General features: G+C 64.9%; 32 protein-coding genes and 1 tRNA gene. 3 read left to right on the top strand and 30 right to left on the bottom strand.

Going from position 1 to position 22386, the window contains the following annotated elements:
- Positions 1–73: 73 nt before the first annotated feature.
- The 21 genes from NY08_RS25995 to NY08_RS02410 all read right to left on the bottom strand — a co-directional run bounded on the left by NY08_RS25995 (position 74) and on the right by NY08_RS02410 (position 10310).
- The gene (locus NY08_RS25995) at positions 74–247 is read right to left on the bottom strand and encodes a hypothetical protein (protein ID WP_155290788.1); all 174 of its coding nucleotides are present in this window, start codon (positions 245–247) and stop codon (positions 74–76) included.
- The gene (locus tag NY08_RS25990) at positions 244–381 is read right to left on the bottom strand and encodes a hypothetical protein (RefSeq protein WP_158462502.1); all 138 of its coding nucleotides are present in this window, start codon (positions 379–381) and stop codon (positions 244–246) included. Before NY08_RS25990 ends, NY08_RS25995 begins: the two co-directional genes overlap by 4 nt.
- A complete protein-coding gene (locus NY08_RS02485) occupies positions 378–938 on the bottom strand; it encodes a hypothetical protein (RefSeq protein WP_144407298.1) in 561 nt (186 codons plus the stop codon). Before NY08_RS02485 ends, NY08_RS25990 begins: the two co-directional genes overlap by 4 nt.
- Positions 939–1051: 113 nt before the next feature.
- Positions 1052–1216 carry a hypothetical protein gene (locus NY08_RS25985; RefSeq protein ID WP_158462500.1) on the bottom strand — a complete coding sequence of 55 codons (165 nt, stop codon included), beginning with the start codon at positions 1214–1216 and terminating at the stop codon, positions 1052–1054.
- The gene (locus NY08_RS02480; protein WP_045194716.1) at positions 1213–2013 is read right to left on the bottom strand and encodes a DUF6551 family protein; all 801 of its coding nucleotides are present in this window, start codon (positions 2011–2013) and stop codon (positions 1213–1215) included. The genes NY08_RS25985 and NY08_RS02480 overlap by 4 nt, the downstream gene beginning before the upstream one ends.
- Positions 2014–2018: 5 nt before the next feature.
- Positions 2019–2606 carry a hypothetical protein gene (locus NY08_RS02475; protein WP_045194715.1) on the bottom strand — a complete coding sequence of 196 codons (588 nt, stop codon included), beginning with the start codon at positions 2604–2606 and terminating at the stop codon, positions 2019–2021.
- Positions 2603–3157 (bottom strand): hypothetical protein, encoded by a 555-nt coding sequence (locus tag NY08_RS02470; protein ID WP_045194713.1) that lies wholly within the window; start codon positions 3155–3157, stop codon positions 2603–2605. Before NY08_RS02470 ends, NY08_RS02475 begins: the two co-directional genes overlap by 4 nt.
- A complete protein-coding gene (locus NY08_RS25045; protein ID WP_052683696.1) occupies positions 3154–3975 on the bottom strand; it encodes a hypothetical protein in 822 nt (273 codons plus the stop codon). Before NY08_RS25045 ends, NY08_RS02470 begins: the two co-directional genes overlap by 4 nt.
- The gene (locus tag NY08_RS02460) at positions 3972–4304 is read right to left on the bottom strand and encodes a DUF7352 domain-containing protein (protein WP_045194711.1); all 333 of its coding nucleotides are present in this window, start codon (positions 4302–4304) and stop codon (positions 3972–3974) included. The genes NY08_RS25045 and NY08_RS02460 overlap by 4 nt, the downstream gene beginning before the upstream one ends.
- Entirely contained in the window at positions 4304–5026 is a 723-nt protein-coding gene (locus NY08_RS02455) for a hypothetical protein (RefSeq protein WP_045194709.1), read from the bottom strand. The genes NY08_RS02460 and NY08_RS02455 overlap by 1 nt, the downstream gene beginning before the upstream one ends.
- A gap of 3 nt (positions 5027–5029) precedes the next feature.
- Positions 5030–5203: a hypothetical protein gene (locus NY08_RS25980; RefSeq protein WP_158462498.1), complete on the bottom strand. Its 174-nt coding sequence runs from the start codon at positions 5201–5203 to the stop codon at positions 5030–5032.
- A gap of 3 nt (positions 5204–5206) precedes the next feature.
- Entirely contained in the window at positions 5207–6643 is a 1437-nt protein-coding gene (locus tag NY08_RS25040; protein ID WP_052683695.1) for a ParB/RepB/Spo0J family partition protein, read from the bottom strand.
- A 34-nt stretch (positions 6644–6677) separates the two neighbouring features.
- Positions 6678–6929: a hypothetical protein gene (locus tag NY08_RS02445; protein ID WP_143545184.1), complete on the bottom strand. Its 252-nt coding sequence runs from the start codon at positions 6927–6929 to the stop codon at positions 6678–6680.
- A gap of 76 nt (positions 6930–7005) precedes the next feature.
- Positions 7006–7404 (bottom strand): hypothetical protein, encoded by a 399-nt coding sequence (locus NY08_RS02440; RefSeq protein ID WP_045194707.1) that lies wholly within the window; start codon positions 7402–7404, stop codon positions 7006–7008.
- Positions 7401–8195, bottom strand: coding sequence for a hypothetical protein (locus NY08_RS02435; protein ID WP_144407297.1), 795 nt, complete (start codon positions 8193–8195; stop codon positions 7401–7403). The genes NY08_RS02440 and NY08_RS02435 overlap by 4 nt, the downstream gene beginning before the upstream one ends.
- A gap of 228 nt (positions 8196–8423) precedes the next feature.
- Entirely contained in the window at positions 8424–8663 is a 240-nt protein-coding gene (locus NY08_RS02430; RefSeq protein WP_045194703.1) for a hypothetical protein, read from the bottom strand.
- A gap of 1 nt (position 8664) precedes the next feature.
- A complete protein-coding gene (locus NY08_RS02425; protein WP_045194701.1) occupies positions 8665–8901 on the bottom strand; it encodes a hypothetical protein in 237 nt (78 codons plus the stop codon).
- Entirely contained in the window at positions 8894–9241 is a 348-nt protein-coding gene (locus tag NY08_RS02420) for a hypothetical protein (protein ID WP_045194700.1), read from the bottom strand. Before NY08_RS02420 ends, NY08_RS02425 begins: the two co-directional genes overlap by 8 nt.
- A 114-nt stretch (positions 9242–9355) precedes the next feature.
- Positions 9356–9985 carry a hypothetical protein gene (locus tag NY08_RS02415; protein WP_045194698.1) on the bottom strand — a complete coding sequence of 210 codons (630 nt, stop codon included), beginning with the start codon at positions 9983–9985 and terminating at the stop codon, positions 9356–9358.
- Complete coding sequence (locus tag NY08_RS25975) at positions 9982–10122, bottom strand: hypothetical protein (RefSeq protein WP_158462496.1); 141 nt, start codon at positions 10120–10122, stop codon at positions 9982–9984. The genes NY08_RS02415 and NY08_RS25975 overlap by 4 nt, the downstream gene beginning before the upstream one ends.
- Positions 10119–10310, bottom strand: coding sequence for a helix-turn-helix domain-containing protein (locus NY08_RS02410; protein ID WP_045194696.1), 192 nt, complete (start codon positions 10308–10310; stop codon positions 10119–10121). The genes NY08_RS25975 and NY08_RS02410 overlap by 4 nt, the downstream gene beginning before the upstream one ends.
- Positions 10311–10408: 98 nt before the next feature.
- Here NY08_RS02410 and NY08_RS26680 point away from each other — a divergent pair, with 98 nt between their 5' ends.
- Positions 10409–10780 carry a helix-turn-helix domain-containing protein gene (locus tag NY08_RS26680; RefSeq protein ID WP_082073962.1) on the top strand — a complete coding sequence of 124 codons (372 nt, stop codon included), beginning with the start codon at positions 10409–10411 and terminating at the stop codon, positions 10778–10780.
- Here the strand turns inward: NY08_RS26680 and NY08_RS02405 are convergent.
- Positions 10742–10814, bottom strand: a tRNA-Asn gene (locus NY08_RS02405). The two genes, NY08_RS26680 and NY08_RS02405, sit on opposite strands and share 39 nt — an antisense overlap.
- Before the next feature lie 160 nt (positions 10815–10974).
- Between NY08_RS02405 and NY08_RS02400 the strand changes: the two genes are divergently transcribed.
- Positions 10975–11220, top strand: coding sequence for a hypothetical protein (locus NY08_RS02400; protein WP_032394749.1), 246 nt, complete (start codon positions 10975–10977; stop codon positions 11218–11220).
- Here the strand turns inward: NY08_RS02400 and dnaG are convergent.
- Genes dnaG through NY08_RS02365 form a run of 7 tightly spaced genes read right to left on the bottom strand, consistent with a single transcriptional unit; the run spans position 11217 to position 18723 of the window.
- Positions 11217–13133 carry a DNA primase gene (dnaG, locus tag NY08_RS02395; RefSeq protein WP_045194694.1) on the bottom strand — a complete coding sequence of 639 codons (1917 nt, stop codon included), beginning with the start codon at positions 13131–13133 and terminating at the stop codon, positions 11217–11219. The two genes, NY08_RS02400 and dnaG, sit on opposite strands and share 4 nt — an antisense overlap.
- 51 nt (positions 13134–13184) lie before the next feature.
- Complete coding sequence (locus tag NY08_RS02390) at positions 13185–14459, bottom strand: deoxyguanosinetriphosphate triphosphohydrolase (protein WP_045194692.1); 1275 nt, start codon at positions 14457–14459, stop codon at positions 13185–13187.
- Positions 14460–15176 (bottom strand): YdcF family protein, encoded by a 717-nt coding sequence (locus tag NY08_RS02385; RefSeq protein WP_045194690.1) that lies wholly within the window; start codon positions 15174–15176, stop codon positions 14460–14462.
- A 55-nt stretch (positions 15177–15231) separates the two neighbouring features.
- Positions 15232–15840, bottom strand: a complete 609-nt coding sequence (locus NY08_RS02380; protein WP_032394536.1) for a response regulator transcription factor — start codon at positions 15838–15840, stop codon at positions 15232–15234.
- Between the two features lie 12 nt (positions 15841–15852).
- On the bottom strand, positions 15853–16962 hold the full coding sequence (locus NY08_RS02375; RefSeq protein WP_032394750.1) for a sensor histidine kinase: 1110 nt from the start codon (positions 16960–16962) through the stop codon (positions 15853–15855).
- A 46-nt stretch (positions 16963–17008) separates the two neighbouring features.
- Positions 17009–17812, bottom strand: coding sequence for an ABC transporter permease (locus NY08_RS02370; protein ID WP_045194688.1), 804 nt, complete (start codon positions 17810–17812; stop codon positions 17009–17011).
- On the bottom strand, positions 17809–18723 hold the full coding sequence (locus NY08_RS02365) for an ABC transporter ATP-binding protein (RefSeq protein WP_045194686.1): 915 nt from the start codon (positions 18721–18723) through the stop codon (positions 17809–17811). Before NY08_RS02365 ends, NY08_RS02370 begins: the two co-directional genes overlap by 4 nt.
- Positions 18724–18851: 128 nt before the next feature.
- On the opposite strand from NY08_RS02365, the gene NY08_RS26560 reads away from it, so the two are divergent.
- Positions 18852–20903 (top strand): TPM domain-containing protein, encoded by a 2052-nt coding sequence (locus tag NY08_RS26560; RefSeq protein ID WP_045194684.1) that lies wholly within the window; start codon positions 18852–18854, stop codon positions 20901–20903.
- Positions 20904–20972: 69 nt separating this feature from the next.
- Here NY08_RS26560 and NY08_RS02355 read toward each other — a convergent pair whose 3' ends face one another.
- Complete coding sequence (locus tag NY08_RS02355) at positions 20973–22358, bottom strand: glycine--tRNA ligase (protein ID WP_032379159.1); 1386 nt, start codon at positions 22356–22358, stop codon at positions 20973–20975.
- Between the last annotated feature and the right edge of the window lie 28 nt (positions 22359–22386).

The raw sequence follows: 22386 nt of genomic DNA, 5'->3' as shown, positions 1-22386 counted from the left end.
TAACAACGGGGGCGACATGATTAATGGTTAAGGGCGGTGCCCTGGCGAATACACGCACTGGCTTCTCCTTCGGTCAGGACGGATGGTCGGGGCAGAGATCGCGGCTGCTGCTCTTGATCCACGAGTGCCGGCGAGCAAGGTCGAACGCCTCACGCGCGGTGTCGACGTAGAAGTGCGCGACCTTCCCGCACGAATCGCAGGTGATCTTCCAGCCCTTCATCCCGCGCTCGAGAAACGGCCGAATCATGTCCGACCCCGACGCTCGAGATACACCTCGCCGAACGCCACGGCCGCCGATGTCACTCGGAACGCGACGAAGAACACCGCCGACGTCGCGAGACCCAACGCCACCGCGACCGAACCGATCTCGGTGCGGCTCACTGCGGTTGCTCCGATTCGGTCGTGTCGGCATCCTCGAACGGCTTGCTCAGCCGGTCGTACCACCGCTGCACCCACCGGGCGTCACCGATCGCCGTGTGGCGCTCATCCCCCTCGGGTGGTGTGATGCCACAGAGCTTCGAGAGTTTGTCCGACTTCAACGGCGGCGTCAGGTCCTCTACGAGCTCAGGCGCGAGCAAGTCCCCCAACACCTTGAGGTTGAGGACACTCAGGAACCCGAGGGCCTGCGACACGACATCGATTGGGTGGTAATGCCATGCCGGACACAGCTTGTGACGACGCAGCATCGCGGCCAGCACCTCGACATCGAACGTCGGATTGTTGCCAACGATCGTCGCGCCGCGAGTGATCCGCTCGACCAGCACGGCAGCTTTCGCTTCCGTGGCCAGCCACACCCCCGGAGAGGTCTGAAACTCCTCATCGCCCCAGGGAATCCCCATCGGAGAATCGGTTCGGAACGACGGATGGTTGTCGTAGAAATGCCCAACGTTCAGGCCCATCAGCTCGGCCGACGACAGATCCACGTCGGTGACGAACACCCGAAGCTCCGCCGTGTCGCCGTTCGGCTCTCGGCGAATCAGTGCGATCTCCCACGGCCGCCGATCATGATGCAGGCCAGTCGTTTCCGTATCCAAGAACACCAGTGCGTTCGTCACAGTTCACCTCTCAAGATTCGAGCTTCGGGAGAATTACGGGGATAGCCGCGCGCACGCGTCGAATCCGACTCGCGCAGAATGGACCAGGCAAGCGCGTACAGCGCGATACCGGCCACGGCGACGAAGAACACCCAGGCGTATTCCTGTCCTATCGCAGTCATCCGCGGATCGCTTTCTCATCGAGCTTCGGTCCACGTTCGCGGTTGTACAGGCGGACCAGCACGACGGCGACCATCGTTGCGAGAGAGCCGGACTCGAACTCACGCAGGCTCTGAGCCTGCGCGCGGATCTGACGGGGTGTCATCTCTGTCATCGCGTCGGCGAGCCGCCCGGTCTTGAAGGTTGCACCAGCCTCGACGTCGTCGAACGACTCGAGAAGGATTCCGACGCCGGCGACAATCGCGCCTTCGAGTGCGTCCTGAGACGGGGGCCAGGTATCCGTGATCAGGAACAGTGTGTTGACGACGAGCGATTGGCCGCCTTTGCGAAGTAGCTTCTCCAGGCTGGTGATGCAGCGCAGGTTCTTCGGTCCGGGTCGGGGGTTGATCTCTAACCCGAGTTGCGTGACTGCGTCTTCGATGACGGTGACGTCGGGGTCGCCGGACGCTTTGCGGGCCCGCCAGCGGTCCCACGTGGAGATGGGTTTGGTCTTGCGGTCGATGTCGTCGAACAGTTTCGCTTCGCCCGCAACGTCGAGGCCGGTGTGGACGTTAACGACGAGGTGCGCGTCGGGGTCGCGCATACCTGCTGCGGCCCAGCGGTGTTGACCGTTGATGATCGCGAAACGAGGATGCGCCTGATCACCGCGATCGGAGACGTCGAGGACGCCGACAAGGCGCGGGTCCCATTCGGCGGCGATCTTGCGGACTCGCTTGACGTCGCAGTCCCGTTGGTAGGTGTGGTCGACGAACAGATCGGTGACGGCCACGGCCATCGGAAACGAGGTCGGTGTGGTCATCGTGATCAGAGCCCCTGCTCGGCGTAGTAGTCGGACAACTTCACGGGCGTCCAGTAGCTGGCGAACTTTTCTCTCGGCTTCGGACCTCGCTGGTCGAACGGATCGCCTGGGCAAGCAGCTGTAACAACGCCGTCCGCGACGGTGATGCGTGCCGACGTGCAGGAGAAGCCGCCGTTACCGGTCTCACCGACGGTGATCATGGTGGGTAGGCCAGTAAGCCGATCGGCGATCGACGCCGATCCCTTTACGTACGGCATCGATCGACCGAGCGCCTTACCTGCTTCGGTGCGAGGGTCGGCCACCCAGCACCCGATTCGGCGGTTGAACTTCCAGCCCGGGTGCGGTGCGTCGGCTGCCTTGCGGCGGTACCTGGTGTCATCACCCTCCACGAACTCGAAGCCCGCGAACCAGCGGTCCAGGGTGACGCCGTCGTACCGGATCTGATACTCGCGATCGACGGAATCCATCGGGTAGGTGTCTGCCCAATCGTCACACTCGGCCTTGAAGTTTTCGCGCCGCGCCTCTGCCAAGGTGAGTGCTTCGACCAGATCTGTTGCGGTGCTGCGGTACACGTGCGTTACGGGCCAGGTCATGCTTCCCACCTCGTCACGGGAGTAGCCACATCGAAGCGGTAGGGGTCGCCGGGGTTCGGGGCCGGTGCCGGCCACGCCATCCACTCGAACTCGAAGTCCCCACCGTCGGCGTGAGGATTTCTGGTGAACTGAACCCACCTGTGCTTGACCTGGGTCGATCCGACAGTGTCCTCGAAGGCCCACTTGATGTCGGCGTAGTCCAGTCCGCAGAACTTGCGCCAGTACCTGTTGAGAGCGGCCAACATTCGGCGTGGCTCGACGTGGCCGAGGGCGATCATGCTGTCGCTGTCTTCGCCGAGCTCGGAGAGACTGACTCCGTACGCCGTGAATGCGAAGTCGGCGGGTGTAGGTGTGAATCGTTGAGGCGTCGAGATCGAGCAGCCGTTACTCCGCAGCTCCATCAGCACCTCATCGGCGACCTGCTCGCCCGTCAACTTATTGGCGATGCCGTTGTCGAAGATGCGCTGGCGATCGACAAGGGCGTTGACCGCCTTGGCAATCAGCTCCTCGGGATCGATATCCGGTGCACCTGCTGGTGTCGTGATCGTCATCGCACGCCTGCGATCATCGAAGCGGCGCGCTCAGCGTAGGTGACGGACTCGCCCTGCATCTTCTCGTGCAGGTAGCAGGTGTGGCGGCCGTGTGCGGTGTAGCCGAGGGACCACTTGTAGGCGTTCCACCAGTCGACTCCGGAGCGCTTCCAGATCTGCAGTGCACCCTTCAGTGCTTTGCGGCGGAGGTCCTCCATCCACGCGGGTACGTCGACGAGCGACAGACTGGTGATCAGCTGCGCGAGGTCGGCGAGGGCGTTGCCCTCGGGGAGCTCGGAGATCGGGTCGCCGGGGGCGGAGAATTGCAGCACCTGGAACCGGTCGGACTTGATGTACCGGCCACCGAGGATGCCTTGCCCGCCGCGGTTGACGCCAATGATCTGACTCGTGTGGCGGGAGGGATCGGAGATCAGAACGACCGCGCGAATCGTCAACGCCGGGTGCCAACCTTCACCGATCTGGGCAGCGACGTTTCCGGCGACCTGAGCGCCGCCTGAGTACCCAAGGAGGATCGCGCCCGGGTACTTCGCGATCAGTCCCAGCAGAGCATGTTCGGCGTGAAGGACGTTGACTGTGAAACTGTCTCCGTCCCAGCGCGGTACCGGCCCGAACGCGGCCGACCAGACCAGTTCGATGATCAGGTATTTCTTCGGGTCCAGGCTCTTCGTGACGCCGGACAGGCTGTTGGTGCCGTACGGTTCGCCGATTCCTCGGCAGGTGATGATCACTCTCATGTCGCTGGCGGCCTCCGGGGATTGCGTGGCGACGAAGGTGCTGATGAAGGCCGGTGTCGATGCCGGGGTGTGCGGGTCGTTCATCGGATGGCCATCCCGTCTGTCGAGGTCTCGAAGCGGTAGAAGACGTGCCACACCAGCCCGAGGGCGGTGACGACGGTGCCGAGGAAGTGGGTCGCGTCCTCGGCTTCGACGTCGTGTCCGGTGCCCGCGATACGGAACACCGCGTACCGTCCCGTCTCGGTGGCGTAGCGATCGGCCTTGGGCACCCGCACCCACACATCGACGTAGTCGGTCGGGCGGTTACGGGAGTCGGCGACCGACAGCACCACCGAGTTCGGGCTCAGGGGTAGGAAGAACTCCGAGTCGGTGACTGGGATCGAGTACCGGAATACGTTGAAGATGTTGGACATCAGCTCGCCGCCTCATCGTGGTTGTTGATGTGGTCGGGGTTCGGTAGCCGCGACGACCACGCGACAGCCCATTCCTTGTTCCTGGCCTCGGTGTCCTCGCTGATGTTCAGGGGCAACAGCATTCCGAGGAACGACTCCCCCGCCCGGATCAGAAGGGCGCGAGATCCGGTGTGCGACTCGATCAGCAGCGGCTTGATGTACGCGTTGGCGGCGACAGCGAAGCGTGCGAGGTCCGTACCGTTCACGGCCATGTTCTCGAGCAACACCGGTGGCGCGTGGTGGGATCGTGAGATCAGCTTCGGGATGTCGAGGAACTGCTCATCGTGCGGAAGCCGTGGGATCTTGTAGGAGCGGCCGTCGACGAACCCGGCGCAGTCGATCAGGGTGACGAACTCGTCGTCGGCCTCGATCCGGACCTGGAACTCTGGTGCGTCCGAGTCAGCCTTCTCCTTGCCTGCCTTGAAGATCGAGAGGATCTTCTTCACGTCCTCCGGCAGGACATCGATCGTCGCGAGACCCGGTTCGACCTGCTCCCAGATCGAGACGATGGCCTGTCCCATCGAGAACCGGTCGGTGGCCGTGACCCACAGATTGACCGGGTCCACGAGCAACCGGACACGCGTGTAGGTCGGGAGGTGCTCGTCGTTTCCGGCGTGCACGACGACCGAGGAGAGTGCGGCGCGGAGGTCGGCGGTGCCGACTGTGATGATGACGTCGCTCATGGTCTACGTCCTTCCTGATCGGTGGCGTTGTCCGGGGATGGGGATGGCGAGCTGGCCTTCGACTTCGGTGTGCGGGGCCGCTTCCTTACCCGCGATGTAGCGGTGGATACCGACCTGCCGCTCCGGAGGGAGGGACAGGAACCACTGCTGTGCGGCAGTGAGAGCGGCGGAGTCCACCGGTTACTCCTGCGCATCGGCCGTGGCCGCATCGAGTGCGTCGAGAAGCCCCTGCTCGGCGTCGGTGTACACGTAGCCGAACACTTCGGTGAGGTCGTGGTGCCAAGCATCGAGCGCCGGGTACGGTTCGCGCTGCCACTGAAATGCGTTGGCCAGGTGCTCTTCCTGCAGGACCTTGTCCAGCAGGTACGCAGACACCGCCAGTTGCGGCAGGGTCATCTTGTTGACGTGGCGTTCGATCTCAGCGTGGTCGTTCTCGTCGTCGTCCTTCGTCATCGGCGGCACGCCGAGAAGTTCCATGGATGCGGACTTGGTCATCCCGGATCGGGTCGATCGATCCATGACGTATAGGCGTAGGCACTGGACAGCAAAGTCGGCGTTGCTTTCGGCTGCGGCCTTTGCGAGGAAACGGCGGCGCACCGTGGCCGCGGTTCGCAGATCCTCGTCGAGCTTGGCCTTGCGAGCGCGCTCCTCCCGCGCCTGTGCCTGCGCCGGCGTCTCGACGGCGGGTTTGATCGGCTTGCCCGATGAGTCGGTGGCGTCCGTGTCGGAGCCGGAGAAGAACTGCTTGTACTTCCAGACGTATCCGGACTCGACGTGCCGGTCGGTGAGAGCGACGCGCTCTGCACCGTCGGGGATCTCGTCCTCGGATTGAGCTTCGATCCAATCGAAGGTGACAACGGTGGGATCAGTTTCGGCCGCGTCCGTTGCCGCGTCGGCCTCCTCGTCGAGTGCGTCGTCGGTGGCCACGCGAATCCCTTTGTCGGTGAGCTCCTTGACGATCTTCGCCTCGCGTCTCAGCCAGGCCCTCTGCTTGCGCGCCTCCTCGACGTTGAATGCGAAGTTCGGGGTACCGAGGAACAGGGCAAGGCGGTCGTACACCTGCTGATCGTCGGCGAACTCGGTGAGCGCCAGAGCGTCCTCGATCGTCACCTGACGGGCGACGAGCCTGTCGCGCAACGTCTGCGGCGCATTCGCCAGTTTGATCCGATCCTTGATGGTCTTCTGCTTGTGGCCGGTCCGGGTGGCGAGGCCTTTGAGGTCGACGTCGTCGAACTCGAGCAGTGACTGGTAGGCGTTGCCCTCCTCGACGACGTTGAGGTCGGAGCGGTGCAGGTTCTCGGTGAGCATCACTTCGAGCTGCGCGCGGTCGTCTCCGGCGAGGTCGAACCGGACGATGCACGGCACCGTCTTCAGTACCGCTCGCTTCGCGGCCGCGTGACGGCGGTGCCCGGCGATGAGCGTGTACTTTCCCTTCGCCTTCGCGGGCGTCACTATCAACGGTTCGAGGACACCTTGGCCCTTAATGGACTCGGCGAGCTCGGTGACGTCACCGAGGTCGGTCCGTGGGTTCTTCGGGTGCGGGACGATCGCAGTCGGCCGGAGGTGTTCGAGTGTGGTCTCGCGGACCTCGGTGGCGGGCGTCGTGGTGGTGGTCATCGTGTGTCGCTCCTGGCATGTAGCGGGCGGGCGGTCATGTTCTGTTCGGCAGATCGAGTTGGACGTGAGCTGGGCGGGGGTTGTACGGCTTGCGTGCGGTGCAGATTTCGGAGTGCCGTATCCACAGGCGCTCCCCGTCTGCTCGGGCAGCGTCGAGGTCGGAGCCTTTGAGGACTTCGCCGTACACCACGCGGCCGTTCACCGGTCCGGAGAAGTGCTTGCGGACGGTGCCGAGTTCCGGGTCCGGTGAGATGTCCACCGGTATCCATCGGTCCTCCCGGGACATCGACTTGCACCAATGCACCGGTGCGTGACAGTCCTTGCATTCGCTCGCCACAGCCCGTGTTCCTCCTTCCTCTCGTTCAGCCGGTCCGTGCGCGAATACCGGCGAGCACTCGATGCCTGCGCACAGTCGCTCGTGTCTGGGCCATCACCGGCGCGCACTCCGGGCACATTCCGTGACGGGCAGATTCGGCTGTGACAGCGGTGATCTGGTTGCACAGCAAGCACGGGATGTGATCGGCACCCACCGATTCGGGGACATCAGGGGCAGGGTGGACGGATTCGAGTCCGAGATGCTCACGGATCCGGACGACCGTGTAGTCCGTCCACTTCGTGTGCTCGGCGATCTCGCGGTCGGTCATGCACCGGCCGACGAGGGTGGACACCAGCACGCGGCGGTCATACGGCGACAACGCTTCACCCGGCAGATGTCCGGCGAGCGCTTGCTCGAATCGTTCCGGGTGATCGAGGCGCTTCACAGCGACACCACGACGGCGTGAGTGGACTGGAACTCGACGGCCGGGATGCACTGGTACTTCCCTGCCGCGTCGCGGACGATGTAGTCACCCGGCACAGCGAAAATGGACGGTTCGTCCAGCGGCTCGATGCAGAACCGGTCCCCACGCCTAGCGACGTTCACGCCGGCGACGAAGACCATCAGGTCGCCGAAGTTGCTCCCGGTCCACTGCACCGCGTCGACTTGCCGAGGTACCTGCTGATACCTGCGCACCGGAGGCCGCACGATCAGCTTTGCCCACCCGGTCTGCGGGCGGTCGTCTCGTACGCTGTCACCACCCCCGAGCCCAGGAGACGACTCATGCCTCACGCCAGACTGTTCATCGGCAGCGACAGGAACGAGCTGCGAGCAGAACCCCACATCGTCGCCAGCCTGGTCAAGGCCCTCGATGCCACCGCTCGACTTGCTGGACACGCGGCGATCGTGTCCGAGTTTTCGAGCGAAGACGGCGTATCCACACGATTCGCCCTGTACGTCCCCGGCGAAGATGGCTTCTCGGTCCTCCGCGCTGATTACCAGGGGGAAGACGGTGCCGTCGATACCGAGTACCTCCAACGCGCGGTCCAGTGCGCCATACACCTCCAGGGATGGATCGTCCTCGACGCGCGCGACGAAGTAGAAACTGACATGGTCGAGGCCAAAAAGGTCAAAGCGCGTGCCATCGACCTCTACCGAGAGCGCCACCCGGGCATCTGACTTCCGGCACGCCGCGGTGAAGTACTCGAACGTCGATCTGTCGGTCAAGAACGGCATCACGCACCACCGACCAACGGGGCGAGGGAGGCCACGACGATGATGCCGACGAGACCGACGATGAACAGCATGTAGAAGCGGAGGCGGCACCGAACCTGCGGTGGCAGCTGCTCGTTCATGAGACGTACCACCCGGCGGCGATGACGAGCGAGCAGATCAGACGGAGCGCGAAGTATCCGCACACCGCACTGGCGGCGATCAACACGTAGGCGATGCGTTCGGCAGTCATCACGCGGTCACCTCGACCGATGCGAGCCACAAGTACAGGGCGTCACGGACATGCTTCGGGAGAGAGTCGGCGGTGACCTCGGTGATCGGTGTCTCGCCGCCGCCCTGCGGTGACTGCTCGACGACCGCCTTGCCGAGTGGCGACTTCTTGTCGACGGCATCGATCTGGATGAAGTACCGCTCGTTGACCAGGCCACGTTTCGCGTTGACCTCGGACACGATCACTTTCATGTCGGACATGTCATGCCTCCGCTACGTTTTCGAGGACTGCCTCGAGCAGGCTGAGTTGGTAACCGATGTGGGTGATGAGCTTGTGCTGATCGCGCGCGTCGTCGGTTTCGGCGAGCTGATCGAGTGCACTCTTGGCGGCACGGCGGATGACTTCGGCGTTGTCGATCAGCTGCGCGCGCTTCGCCTCCCGGGCGAGACGGACGGCGCGGCGGCCGTTGATCACTCCGACGCAAGCGGTGTCAGCCATGAGCCACCGCCGGAGCTGCGACAGGCGGTCCGGTGACCTCCGAGTGCGGGGGCAGGTATGCGACGCGGAGTTTGTCGCCGGGCTGCATCCATCGGTCGTTGACTGCCTGCCACAGGTGCAGACCGTCGAGCTCACCGCGGTACACCACTCGGCACGGGTACACCGTGTACTTGGTCTTGCCGTTCTCGTCGACGTGTGGGACGAGAAGATCGACGCCGTCGGGCCGGTCCGTCGGTGTCGCGGCGGCCGGGATGTAGCGGTCGTACGCGAGCTGCGCGTCGGCGGCCATCGCGTCGGAGAGCTGCTGCGACCAGTCGGGGGTATTGTTGCTGGTGCTCATCAGGATTCACTCGATTCTTCTGGTGAGTAGACGGGCCTCGCGGGCAATGCGGGGCCCGTTACTTGTCGGTCGAGGTAGGTGGTGACCGGTGGTGGCGGCGACCCGGGGGGCCGGTCAGCCGCCACCACCGGGGCCTGAACCATCAGGGGCCGCAGTGGGATTCAGCGCGCCACCGTGACGGTCAGTCGGCCCGACAGGTTTCCCCGACGGGCGGCTCTTGAGATGCTGGCCAGGCTTCGGAACATCCGGCTCCGTGCGCAACGCATCGTTGCCGGTGAGCTGATGGAAGTGCTCGATCGTGTTGTTGATGTGGACCTGGGCCGTCATGGCCGGACTGCGAGCCATCAGCTTTTCGATGTCCGACCCGATGGCAGCGGTAGACGTAGAGATGTACGGAACCGGATCCGCATTGACGGTAAGCACCTCGCGTAGGGCTTCGCACAGTCGCATCATCCGCTTGTTCAGTTCTCCCACAACAAGATCGATTCGCTCAGTGCCTTCAGCGAGCATCCCTACGCGGTCTGCATAGTCCAGGTCCTCGATCGCACGGATAGCGTCTCGCATCCACGAGGTGGCAGTGCGCGCGGCGGACTGAGCCTGTTTGGCGCACTCTCGCTCCCGCTCTTGACGCAACCGCTGCTGCTCGACAACGTGGGGCACGTGACTGGGAAGACGCCCGAGGTCGTAGGGACGCTTGTCCGGCGACAGCAGGAACCGCTTACCGCTCCGCTCCGGCGCGCTCACAGCCAGCTCCGCAGTGCCGCACCAGCGAGCATGAAAACGTGGAGGATCAGTACCCACCCCGCCGCGCCGGCCGCGCAGGTTCCGAGCAACCACAGCGCGAGGCTGCGCGGAGATCGCTTGCGCTGCAGCGCAATCACCGTGCGACCTTCGGCTTGGGCATGAGTGCTTCGACGTCGGAGCGTTTAAAGAGGAACGCACCGTTCACGCCTGGGAGACGACGAACTGGCTTCAAAGTGCCGGCGTCGACCATGCGCTGAACGGTGCGGGCGCTCTTGGTCAGCAGGACACCCGCCTCACCACTGGTCAGTAGTTCGAGTTCGGTCATGGGTAGCACCGTACGACATATGTCGCATGGCCGTCAACCGTCGGTTTCGCGATCATTGATCTTCACCGAACCGGTGTGTCGTGAATTACGCTTGTCGTATGTCCGACATGCGTCCTATACTTCGCGGTATGAGCATCGAGACTTCGTCACAAACAGACGTCGTTACCCAGCAGGAACGCGGCGTGGTCCCCCCACTCACCCTGGGGTGGCGTCTACAGATGGCACTCGGCCACGCAGGGCTCACCGTCCAAGATATGGCGGACGAGCTCGAAATGGCGCGCAGCAGCCTGAGCCGTTGGCTCAACGGCCACGGGGCTGCGCCGCGGAAAGTCTTCGTAAAGCAGTGGGCGCTGAAGTGCGGCGTGTCCTATGACTGGCTACAGAACGGCGAAAGCCCCCGCCCGGATGAAGATCCGAACGGGGGCTCGACGCTCCCCCACCTGGACTCGAACCAGGAACCCTTCGATTAACAGTCGAATGCTCTGCCAATTGAGCTATGGGGGATTACCTCGCGGCGTCACACTCTCGTGCGAGCCGTTGGAAACAATAGCGCACACCCCCTTGCTACTACCAAATCGGGTTCTGCCGAGTACCAAATCGCCCTGCTAGAGGTTCGTCGGGCAAGATGGAAGAACAGCCGCACGCCCTATGGGAGGACCTACTGATGATTCGTTTGGTACTGGCGGCCGGAGCTGCTTACGTACTCGGTGCCAAGGCGGGACGTGGCCGGTACGAGCAGATTCGCAAGACGGCGAGCGCCGTCGCGTCGAGCCCGGCCACCAAGAAGGCGATCGAGGTCGGCCGTCAGAAGCTGTCCGATTCCCTGAACACCCAGCCACGACTGGAACCGATGAAGCCGATCGACGACGAGACCCAGGTCTTCGTTCCCCGCGATCAGCTGCGGCGCTAACCGACCTCGGCCACACTCCCGACGGCGAGCTCGAGCAGACTGCGGCGGTACTGCTCGAGGGCGATGAGGTCGCCGAACAGCGCGTTGTAGTCGTCGGGCTTCTCCACCGGCGACATGCGCTGAAGTTTCGATTTGAGTTCCGCCACCTGTTGGCCGACCCATACCTCCTGGAGTCGTGCGAGCACGCCCGAGATGTAGCGGGTGAGGGCGTCGTCGGCCACGCGCATCGGGTCGACGGCGAGCTCGGTGACCAACGACACGACAACGGCGTCCTTGGCCTGTTTGGCCACGGCGTCGACCCACTCCCCTCCGCCCAGCCCGGCCGCGGTGCCTCCCGCAGCCGCCACTGCGTCGCGCACAGCCGCGTACGCCGGGTGATGGAAGCTTTCCGGCGGGAGCGAATCGAACACCGTTCCTGCCATCGCGGGCATCTGCAATACCGCCTTGAGAGCTTCCCGTTGCGGCCACAGGGACGGATCGGTGGGATTGGGACGCGGCGGCCCGGCGGGGGCTTCGGCGGGCGCTGCCTGACGCTTCTCGAACGGCACGCGTTTTCCACTCGAGTCGCCTCGGGCACCCTTCTTCGCCTCGTCGCGCACGCGGGCGAGCACCATCGCGGTGTCGTCCCACCCGGTCCAGCCGGCGAGCTGCCGCGCGTACTCGTCCCGCAGCGACGCATCCTTGATGCGGGCGACCACGGGGACGGTTCGCTTCAATGCTTCGACGCGACCCTCGGGCGTGTCGAGATCATGTTCTCGCAGGAGCGATTTGACGACGAAAGCGAACATCGGAGTGCGCCTGGCCACGAGATCGCGAACGGCGTTGTCGCCGGATTTCAAGCGCAGATCGCACGGGTCCATTCCATCCGGCGCGACGGCGACGAACGTCTGACCGGCGATCTTCTGATCACCCTCGAATGCCTTCATCGCGGCCGCCTGGCCCGCCTCGTCGCCGTCGAAGGTGTAGATCACTTCACCGCGAAAGTAGCTGTCGTCCATCATCAATCGACGCAGCATCGCCAAATGATCCTCGCCGAATGCGGTTCCGCAGGACGCCACCGCAGTCTTGACGCCTGCCAGGTGCATCGCCATCACGTCGGTGTAGCCCTCGACGATGACGGCCTGATGCGATTTCGCGATCTCCTTGCGCGCCAGATCGAGGCCGAACAACACCTGAGACTTCTTGTACAGCATCGTTTCCGGGGTGTTGATGTACTTACCCGGCATCGTGTCGTCGTCGAACAGCTTGCGCGCGCCGAATCCGATGACGTCGCCGCTCTGACTGCGAATCGGCCACACCAGCCGACGCCGGAAGCGATCGATCGGCGTCCCCCGCTTACCGGGTGTCGCCAACCCCGCGTCGACTATTTCCTTGGCCTCGAAGCCCTTGCCCAGCAGGTGTTTGGTGAGGGTGTCCCAGCCGTCGGGCGCATAACCACAGCCGTATGCCAAGGCGGCATGCCCGTCGAAGTTGCGCTCGGTGAGGTAGTCCCGCGCAGCCTGGGCGTCGGGACCGCCGAGCCTGCCCGCGTAGAACTCCTGCGCGGCCGCGTTCGCGGCGATCAGGCGCGCTCGGGTGCCGCGATCGCGTTGAACCGACGGCCCGCCGCCCTCGTAGGAGATCGAGTAGTTCAACCGATCGGCCAATTGCTCGACGGCCTCGACGAAGGAGATGTGCTCGATCTTCTGGAGGAAGGAGTAGGCGTCGCCTCCCTCGCCGCAGCCGAAGCAGTGATAGTGACCGTGATTGGGACGGACATGGAACGACGGAGACTTCTCGTCGTGGAAGGGGCACAACCCCTTCATGGAGTCGCCGCCCGCGCGCTTGAGAGAGACGTAGTCGCCGACTATGTCTTCGATCCGTGTGCGTTCGCGAATGGCGGCGATGTCGCGTTCAGGAATTCGGCCGGCCACGAAGGGCAGTCTAGTCCCGATCCGGACCTACCCACATTCGGTCGCGAGCGGTCAGCCCCAGCTGGCCTGAGCTCCGAGCGAACGCTTGTCGATCAGTTCGAGTCGACTTTCGGTGTACGACGCGATCTGGTCGACCACCACTCGGGTCCGTTCGGCATCGCTGTCGGCCCGCTGCCAGGCGGGCACCAGGATGGGGTCCAGCTCGCCCGGAGCCGAGCGCATCAACCACTCGGCGACGCGGTGGATGCGATCGCGCTGACGCTCCTGGCGGATCTTGTGTCCGGCGTCGGACATCACGTACCGCAGGGCCATGGTTTTGAGCAGCGCAACCTCCGAGCCGACGATCGACGGCACCACCAGGTCGGCGTCGTAGCGACTCAACGGCGCGGTGCCGTACTTCTCGTGCGTGCCCTCGATGGCGGCGGTGGCGAAGCGGCCGACGAGTTCACTGGTCATGTGCTTGAGCGCCACCGATGCGGCGAGAGTTCCGTCGTAGCGTCCGACCGCGACCACGACGTGCATCCTCGACAGGCGATCCGCGGCCTCGATCAGTTCATCGACATCGAGTCCGCGAAATTCGGAGACGCCGAGTTCTGCGAGGGCGCGTCGCTCGATCGGATCGGACAGCGCCCGCAGGTCGATTCGAGCGTCGATCACACCGTCCTCGACGTCGTGCACCGAGTACGCCACGTCGTCGGACCAGTCCATGCTCTGCGCTTCGAGGCACTTGTGTTCGTCCGGAGCGCCGTCACGCACCCAACCCAGAATGGCGGAGTCGTCGTCGTAGGCACCGAATTTCGCGCCCGGGGCTGGTCGGATCCAGGGGTACTTGGTGGCGGCATCGAGCGAGGCTCGGGTCAGGTTGAGCCCGACGCTGCGACCGTCGGCATCGAGGATCTTCGGCTCGAGTCCGGTGAGAATGCGCAGGTTCTGCGCGTTGCCCTCGAACCCACCGCAATCCTGGGCCACTTCGTCGAGGGCGCGTTCGCCGTTGTGCCCGTACGGCGGGTGGCCGATGTCGTGCGCCAGCCCGGCCAGGTCCACCAGATCGGGATCGCTGCCGAGTCCTTCGGCGATGCTGCGGCCGATCTGGGCAACTTCGAGCGAGTGCGTCAACCGCGTGCGTGGGGTGTCTCCGTCTCGCGGTCCGGTGACCTGGGTCTTGTCGGCGAGCCTGCGCAGTGCGGCGCAGTGCAACACGCGCGCTCGATCGCGCGCGAAGGCGCTTCGGTGCGAGGCGTTGTCTGCCCCGGCCCGCAGTCCCGCGGTCTTGGGCGGTTCGGGGACGAATCGTTCGACGTCGTGGGCCGAGTATGTGCCGGTCATCTACTGGCCTGCCGTGTAGGAGAAGTCCGCGGTGAAGTGGGTCAGCTGATACCACAGCAGAGCGCCTGTCTCCCTGGCGATTCCGTGCGCCTGGGATTCTCTGGTGTAGACGGCCGGACCGGTGCGCGTCGGCGAGGTCCAGGCGTCCAGGCCTGCGTCGCGCGCCATGGTTCGGGTGCGAAGTGAATGCCACGGATCGCTGACCAACACCACCGACGACTTGCCCTGCTCGCGCAGGGTGTTGCTCACGGCCTCGATGCTCTCGAGTGTGTCCGAGCCGGTCTCGACGGCAACGATGGCGTCGGCGGGAACGCCCTGATCGATCAGATAGTTGCGGCCCGACGCGGCCTCGGTGAACAGGTCCCCCTCCTGCTTGCCGCCGACGGTGACGATCTCGGGGGCTATACCCTGCTCGTACAGCGACGCGGCCTGGGACAGTCGTGCCTCGAACACCGTCGAGGGGGTGCCGCTGTACTGCGCGGCACCGAGCACCACGATGGCGTCCGCCTTGGAATAGTCGTCGATGCGCGCCACCTGCCACACCCGCACTGCTGTTCCCGCGACCAGCACCAGCGACATCAGCACCACTCCCGCGACGAGCCGACCGGCCCAGCGTCCGAGCGTTCCGAAGAAGCCCAGGCGCTCGGGACCGGGGTCCGGGGCATACCGATCGTCGTACGGGTCTCCGTACGAATCTCGGTCGAGAGTTGAATTCACCCCTCGAGTTTGCCAGGCCTGCTCGTCGGCGTGGTCACGGCGCGCCCCGAACGACCTACAGCCACCCTCTGTCCTCGGCCACCCGTACCGCCTCGGCCCGGGTACTGGTGCCGGTCTTACCGATCGCCGACGACAGATGATTGCGTACCGTGCCCTCCGAGAGGTGGACCTGAGCAGCGATGGATCCCGCCGTCCCGCCCTTGGCGGCCGCCCGGAGAACCTCCTGCTCTCGGGCCGTCAGTGGAGAGACGCCGTCGGTGAGGGTTTCGGTCGCCAGCGTCGGATCGACCACGCGAAGCCCCATGTGCACGCGCCGAACGGCGTCGGCCAACTGCTTGGCTGGGGTGTCCTTGACCACGAAACCCGACGCACCCGCATCGATCGCGCGCCGCAGGTAGCCGGGTCGTCCGAATGTGGTGACGATCAGCACTCTCGACTCCGGAGCGATCAGGGCCAGTTCGGCGGTGACCTCGATACCGTTCTTGCCGGGCATCTCCACGTCGAGCAGGACGACGTCGGGTCGATGTTCGAGAACGGCAGCGGCGACCTCGTCCCCGCGTCCCACCTCGGCGACGACGTCGAGATCCGGTTCGAGCCCCAGCAGAGCTGCTAACGCTCCCCGCACCAGGGCTTGGTCGTCCGCCAGCAGGAGTGTGATGGTCATTGCGCCTGCGTCCTATTCACCGTGTACCTCCACCCTGAAACCACCGGTCGGCACCCGGGCGATCGTCAGTGCACCACCCGCGGCGGCCACTCGTTCTCCCAGACCCCGCAGACCGTTGCCGCCGGAATCCTTGTCTGCCGGTCCCACTCCGTCGTCGACGATGGAGATGGTCGACGCCGTCAGCGTCACTCGGCAATGTCGTGCGCTCGAGTGGCGGACCACATTGGTCACCGCCTCCCGGATCACCCAACCGAACAGTTCTCGATGTCGCAGTGGCACCACGTCGGCGTCATCGGGAAGTTCGGCATCGATTCCCGCAGCGGTCAATGCGGTTCGTGCACTGGCCAACTCGGATCCGATGTCGACCTGTCGCATGCCCCCGACGGTGCTGCGCACATCGGCAAGTGCTTGCCGGGCAAGGGTTTCCAGTTCGGCGATCTCGACGGCCGCTCGGGCGGGGTCGATCTCGATGAGCCTGCCGGCCAGTTCGCTCTTGACGGTGATGACGGTCAGGGAATGACCGAGGATGTCGTGCACATCCCGGCTCATGCGCTCGCGTTCGGCCACGATGGCCAGGTCTGCCAATTGTTGCCTGGCCACGGCCAATTCGTGATTGCGCTGGAAGACCTGAGTGATTCCCCAAGCCGCGGCCGCGCTGATCAGCAGCTGGAAGGCGAAGAAGTTGTCGGGCTCCCAGGAATCGACGAAGCGTGGAGCCGCTTCGACGATCACCACCATCGCCGCCACCAACGCCCAGGCCTGCCGGACCGGCAGGGTCATCATCGCCAGCACCGCTATGTAGACGGTCGCGCCGAAACCGGTGGTACCGACCAAGGCACTCATCGCGAAAGTCAGGGCCACCATCACCCCGAGCGCGATCCATGCCTGCGACGTCGGCAGTGGATGTCCTCGGCGGTGTCCGTTGCGGAAACGCCAGAAGGTGGATGTGAACACGACACCGAAGCCGAGAATCACGACGATCCCGAAGACCCGGGCCGGCACGGATTCCAGAGACAGAATCTCGTTCAACGGATAGATCAGATAGATGAGCCAGATGGCTCCGAACATCCAGCCGTACCGCCAGACCCGGCCCTCGGGGAGATCGGCGGTGAACGTGGTCATGTCGCCCACGGTATCCCTGTGGGCGACACGATCAGCGGTTTCGGTCTCACGCACGCTTGGTGTCTCTCCGGAACAGCATCGCCGCGCCTGTGACGAAGATCGTCGCCCAGACCACCAGATTGATCACGGCGACCAGCAACGTTCCGGTTTCGGTCCCGGCGAACGCGGCCCGGGACACGGTGGCCAAGCCGTAGAGCGGGGTGAACTGGGCCAACATCGGGAACCAGCCGCTGTCACCGAGGGGAACGAAGAGTCCGCCTGCCAGCGCCAGGAACGCGAGCACGGGTCCGAGGATCTGCATCACGTTCTCCGAGGGCAGCAGGTAGCCCATGAACAGTCCGAACGCGGCGAACACCGCCGAGCCGATCCAGCCGATCAGGCCGCTGACGATCCACACCCAGATCGGCATGTCCGCCCCGAGGAACTTCGCGACGACGAACACCACCACGATCGAGGCCGCGCCCATCGTCATGGCCACGAGCACCTTGGTGACGATGTAGGCGACGGGCCTGAGCGGCGTCAGGCGAAGCTGTCGGCTCCACCCCTGTGCCCGCTCGACCGACACCATCGCTCCCCCGCTGGTCGTCGCCAGCATCGCTCCGTAGACGGCCATGCTGATGGCGATGTAACCGGTGACGTTGCCGTGCGCAAAGGGATAGTCGGAGCGGTAGTCCGACTGCGTGCCGAAGATGACGAAGAACACCGGCGGCATGACCAACGTGAAGATCAGCGTGCGCTTGTTTCGGAACAGTCTGCGGATTTCGAGTCCGAGGAACGTGGTCGAGAATCCGCCCCAGGCAACGGCTCTGCCGGATGTGCGGGTGGTTGTGGACTGCGTGGTCGTGGTCATCGGATGCTCCCGGCGAGGTTGTTTTCGGAGTCGGTGGTCAGGGCGAGGAATGCGTCCTCGAGGTTGCGCGAGACGATTTCGAGATCGGTCGCGTGTGCGTCGTTGAGCAGGTACCGGGCCACCGCGTCGGAGTCGCGTCCGTGGACGATCACCTTGTCGCCACGCGTATCGACGCGGTCCACTCCCGGCAGAGCCAGCAACACCGACTGGTCGACGCCGGGCAGCGTGGCGGTGACGGTGCGCCCTGCCGCCAGGTTCTTCACCTCGGCGGCGCTGCCGTCGGCGACGATCTTGCCGTGCCGCACCAGCACGATGCGGTCCGCGTACGCGTCGGCCTCGTCGAGGTAGTGCGTTGCGAACAGCACCGTTCGGCCGGTGCTGGCGTCCTGGCGAATGGCGTTCCAGAAGTCGCGACGTCCTTCGACGTCCATTCCGGTGGTCGGCTCGTCGAGCACCAGCAGGTCCGGATCGGGTAGCAGTGCCAGCGCGAATCGCAGTCGCTGCTGCTGTCCGCCGGAGCATTTGGCCACTCGGCGATGTCCGATGTCGGCGATGCCGGCCCGGGTTAGAACTTCCTTCACCGACCGTGTGCGGGCGAACAGTGCCGACGTCAATTCGACGGTTTCTCGGACGGTCAGGTCGCGAAGCAGACCGCCGGTCTGCATGACGGCCGAGATGCGGCCCTGGGCGATCGCGTCCGCGGGTGTTCCCCCGAACACCGACACCGACCCGGTGGTGGGTGTCGCCAGGCCGAGCATCATGTCGATGGTGGTCGTCTTTCCCGCTCCGTTCGGTCCGAGAAATGCGACGACCTCGCCCGGTTCGATGGACAGGCTGAGCCCGTCGACCGCCCGGACCGAGCCGTAGGTCTTGGTGACGTTTCGCAGTTCGACTGCCTTCGTTGTGGTCATGGGAATCACTCTGCTGCGATCGAGCAGCGTCGACCTCGTTCGAGCGTCACGATTGCGAGGTGACAACTGTCATGCATCCACATCGACCTGCTCGATCTCCTCGCCGCCCAGCCGGTAGATTTCAGCGCATGGCAGTCCAGCACCGGCGGCACAGCAGCGCCACAGTCGTTCGAAAGTCAGCCGCCCGAAGCTCGGTCCATCGATTTCGTCGTCTCGCCGCCGTGGGTGCCCTGACCCTGTTCGCGGCGGTCCTGCTCGCGCCGGGGGTCGCCTCCGCAGAGGCTCCGTCGCGCCTGCCCACGCAGATCACCGACAACGTCCAGGCACTCGACCCCGACTCGATGGCCGAGGTACAGACCTCCGTCGACGACCTCTACGGCAGCAGCCAGCTTCGGTTGTGGGTCACGTACGTCGCTGACTTCGACAACATGTCGGCGGCGAGCTGGGCCGAGCAGACTGCATCGAGGAGCGATCTCGGGCAGCGCGACGTTCTGCTCGCGGTCGCGACCGTGGACCGTTCGTACTACCTCGGTGTGAACACCGGACTGTCGCAGATCACCTCGTCCGAGCAGGAAGATATTCGGGTCAATGACGTCGAACCCGCACTGCGCGAAGAAGATTGGTCCGGTGCGGCCATCGCAGCAGCGGGCGCGCTCGGCGACGCGTATGCCTCGAGCGGCAGCGGCGGCTCGTCCGCACCCCTGCTGATCGGCGTCGGCGTACTGGCCGTGGCCGGCGGCGGAGCCGTCGTCTACTCGTCGCGACGCAAGAAGGCCCGCGTCGCCGCCGAGGTCGAGGCCGTGGCGAAGATCGACCCGAACGATCCGGCCGCACTGGCCGCCTTCCCCATCGACGTACTCGACACCCGCGCCAAGGAAATCCTGGTCGAGACCGACAATGCAGTACGCGCCAGCGAAGAGGAATTGAACCTCGCTCGTGGAGAGTTCGGAGATTCTGCGGCCGCACCCTTCATCGCCGCCCACGACAACGCCAAACGGGCCCTCGCGTCCGCCTTCGAGATCCGCCAACGCCTCGACGACGCCATTCCGGAAACTCCCGATCAGCGTCGCGCCATGCTCGTCGAGATCATCTCCTCCTGTGGCCAGGCCGATCGCGAACTCGATTCGCGGGTGGAGGAATTCGACGGGTTCCGCGATCTCGTGATGAACGCAGACGCCCACCTCGACGAGCTGACCCAGGCGGTCGTCGGCTTGACGGTGAGAATTCCGCAATCCGAAACGGTTCTCGCGCAGCTGCATTCGGAATTCGCCGCCTCCGCCCTGGCCTCGATCGCAGACAACGTCACGATGGCCAAGGACCGAATGGCACTGGCCGAGGACAACATCGAAGCCGGCCGCAAGGCGGCAGCACTCCCGCCCGGAAAGCAGGGACCTGCTGTGACCGCCATTCGAACGGCCGAACGAGCCGTCGACCAGGCCAAGACCCTGCTCGACGGCGTCGACCATGCGCGAGACGACATCCGGCATGCCATCGCCACCCTGCCCGACGCCATCGCGGACGTTCGCCGCGACATCGAGCAGGCTCGTGGTTTGGCCGAACACGGTGGGGCCGAACTGCAGTCGGCCATGACGGCGGCGCAGGCGGCTCTGAAGAACGCAGAGACCGCGCAGTCCTCGGACCCTCTGGGCAGTTACACCGCGCTCGCGGCGGCCGACGCCGAACTCGAGAAGATCGTCGACGAGGCCTCGGCGGACAAGGCTGCCGAGGACCAACTGCGGGCCCGTCTGGATCGCGATATCGCGGCCGCTCAGGCGCAGATCACCGCGGCCGCGGACTACATCTCGACCCGCCGTGGCGGTGTGGGGGCCGATGCCAGAACGCGCCTGTCCGAGGCCGAACGCCACCTCGGCGCGGCTCGGCAGCTGGGCCAGGACAACCCCGACGAAGCCCTCAAGCATGCTCACGCTGCCAGCCAATTGGCCTCGCGCGCATCGCAGATCGCCCAGTCCGATGTCCAGAACTGGGAGAATCGTCACGGTCCTCGCGGCGGCGGCAGCGGCGGCAACATCGCCGGCGCAGTGCTCGGCGGCATTCTGATCAACAGTGTGCTTCGCGGCGGCGGGGGTGGCGGAGGCTTCGGTGGCGGATTCGGCGGCGGCGGGGGCTTCGGCGGAGGCGGCGGTGGCGGCGGATTCGGTGGTGGTGGCGGCCGCTTCTGACCCACCCCTCGACAGCCGACGGGGCCCGATCTCATCGCGAGATCGGGCCCTGTCGGGTGAGTGAGGTTCTTACGCGCCGATCAAACGGGAGGCGATGTAGCCCTCGACCTGATCGAGTGCCACGCGTTCCTGCGCCATCGTGTCGCGCTCGCGGATGGTGACTGCGTGGTCGTCGAGGGTGTCGAAGTCGACGGTGATGCAGAACGGGGTGCCGATCTCGTCCTGTCGACGGTAACGGCGACCGATGGCTCCGGCGTCGTCGAATTCGACGTTCCAGTACTGACGCAGTTGCTGCGCAAGGTCTTTCGCCTTGGGCGTCAGGTCTGCGTTACGCGAGAGCGGAAGCACCGCGACCTTCACCGGTGCCAGGCGACGATCGAGCTTGAGCACGACGCGCTTGTCGACGCCGCCCTTGGCGTTGGGGGCCTCGTCCTCGGTGTACGCGTCGACGAGGAACGCCATCAGCGAACGCGTCAGACCGGCCGCAGGCTCGATGACGTACGGGGTGTAACGGGTGTCGGTGGCCTGCTCGTAGTAACTCAGGTCCTGGCCCGACGCCTTGGAGTGCACCGAGAGGTCGTAGTCGGTGCGGTTCGCCACGCCCTCCAGCTCGCCCCACGCACTGCCCTGGAAGCCGAACTTGTACTCGATGTCGACGGTGCGCTTGGAGTAGTGCGACAACTTCTCCTTGGCGTGCTCGTAGAGCCGCAGGTTCTCCGGATCGATACCGAGATCGGTGTACCACTTCATGCGGTAGTCGATCCAGTACTGATGCCACTCGTCGTCCTCGCCGGGCTTGACGAAGAACTCCATCTCCATCTGCTCGAACTCACGGGTGCGGAAGATGAAGTTTCCCGGAGTGATCTCGTTGCGGAAGCTCTTGCCGATCTGGCCGATGCCGAACGGTGGCTTCTTGCGTGAGGTGGTCAGCACGTTGGCGAAGTTGACGAAGATGCCCTGTGCGGTCTCGGGACGCAGGTAATGCAGGCCCTCTTCGTTGTCGACCGGGCCGAGGAAGGTCTTGAGCAGACCCGAGAATGCACGCGGTTCGGTCCAGGAGCCGGGTTCACCGGTTTCCGGGTCGCGGATGTCGGCCAGGCCGTTCTCCGGCGGGTGGCCGTGCTTCTCCTCGTAGGCCTCGATGAGGTGATCGGCGCGGTACCGCTTGTGCGTGTGCAGCGACTCCACCAGCGGGTCGGAGAACGTCTCGACGTGGCCAGACGCCTCCCACACCTGCCGGGGCAGGATCACCGAGGAGTCCAGCCCGACGGTGTCGTCGCGGCTGGTGATCATGTTGCGCCACCACTGCTTCTTGATGTTCTCCTTGAGCTCGACGCCCAGCGGGCCGTAGTCCCAGGCCGACTTGGTACCGCCGTAGATCTCGCCGCACGGGTAGACGAGGCCTCTGCGCTTGGCGAGGTTGGCGACGGTTTCGACTTTGGACTTGGGTGCCACTGGCGGAGCTCTCCATCTTCGGTTACAT

It is taken from the genome of Rhodococcus sp. B7740 (assembly GCF_000954115.1).
Classification (GTDB): Bacteria; Actinomycetota; Actinomycetes; order Mycobacteriales; family Mycobacteriaceae; genus Rhodococcoides.
Note: the sequence above shows the minus strand (reverse complement) of the source record. Positions and strands in the feature narration are given on the sequence as shown.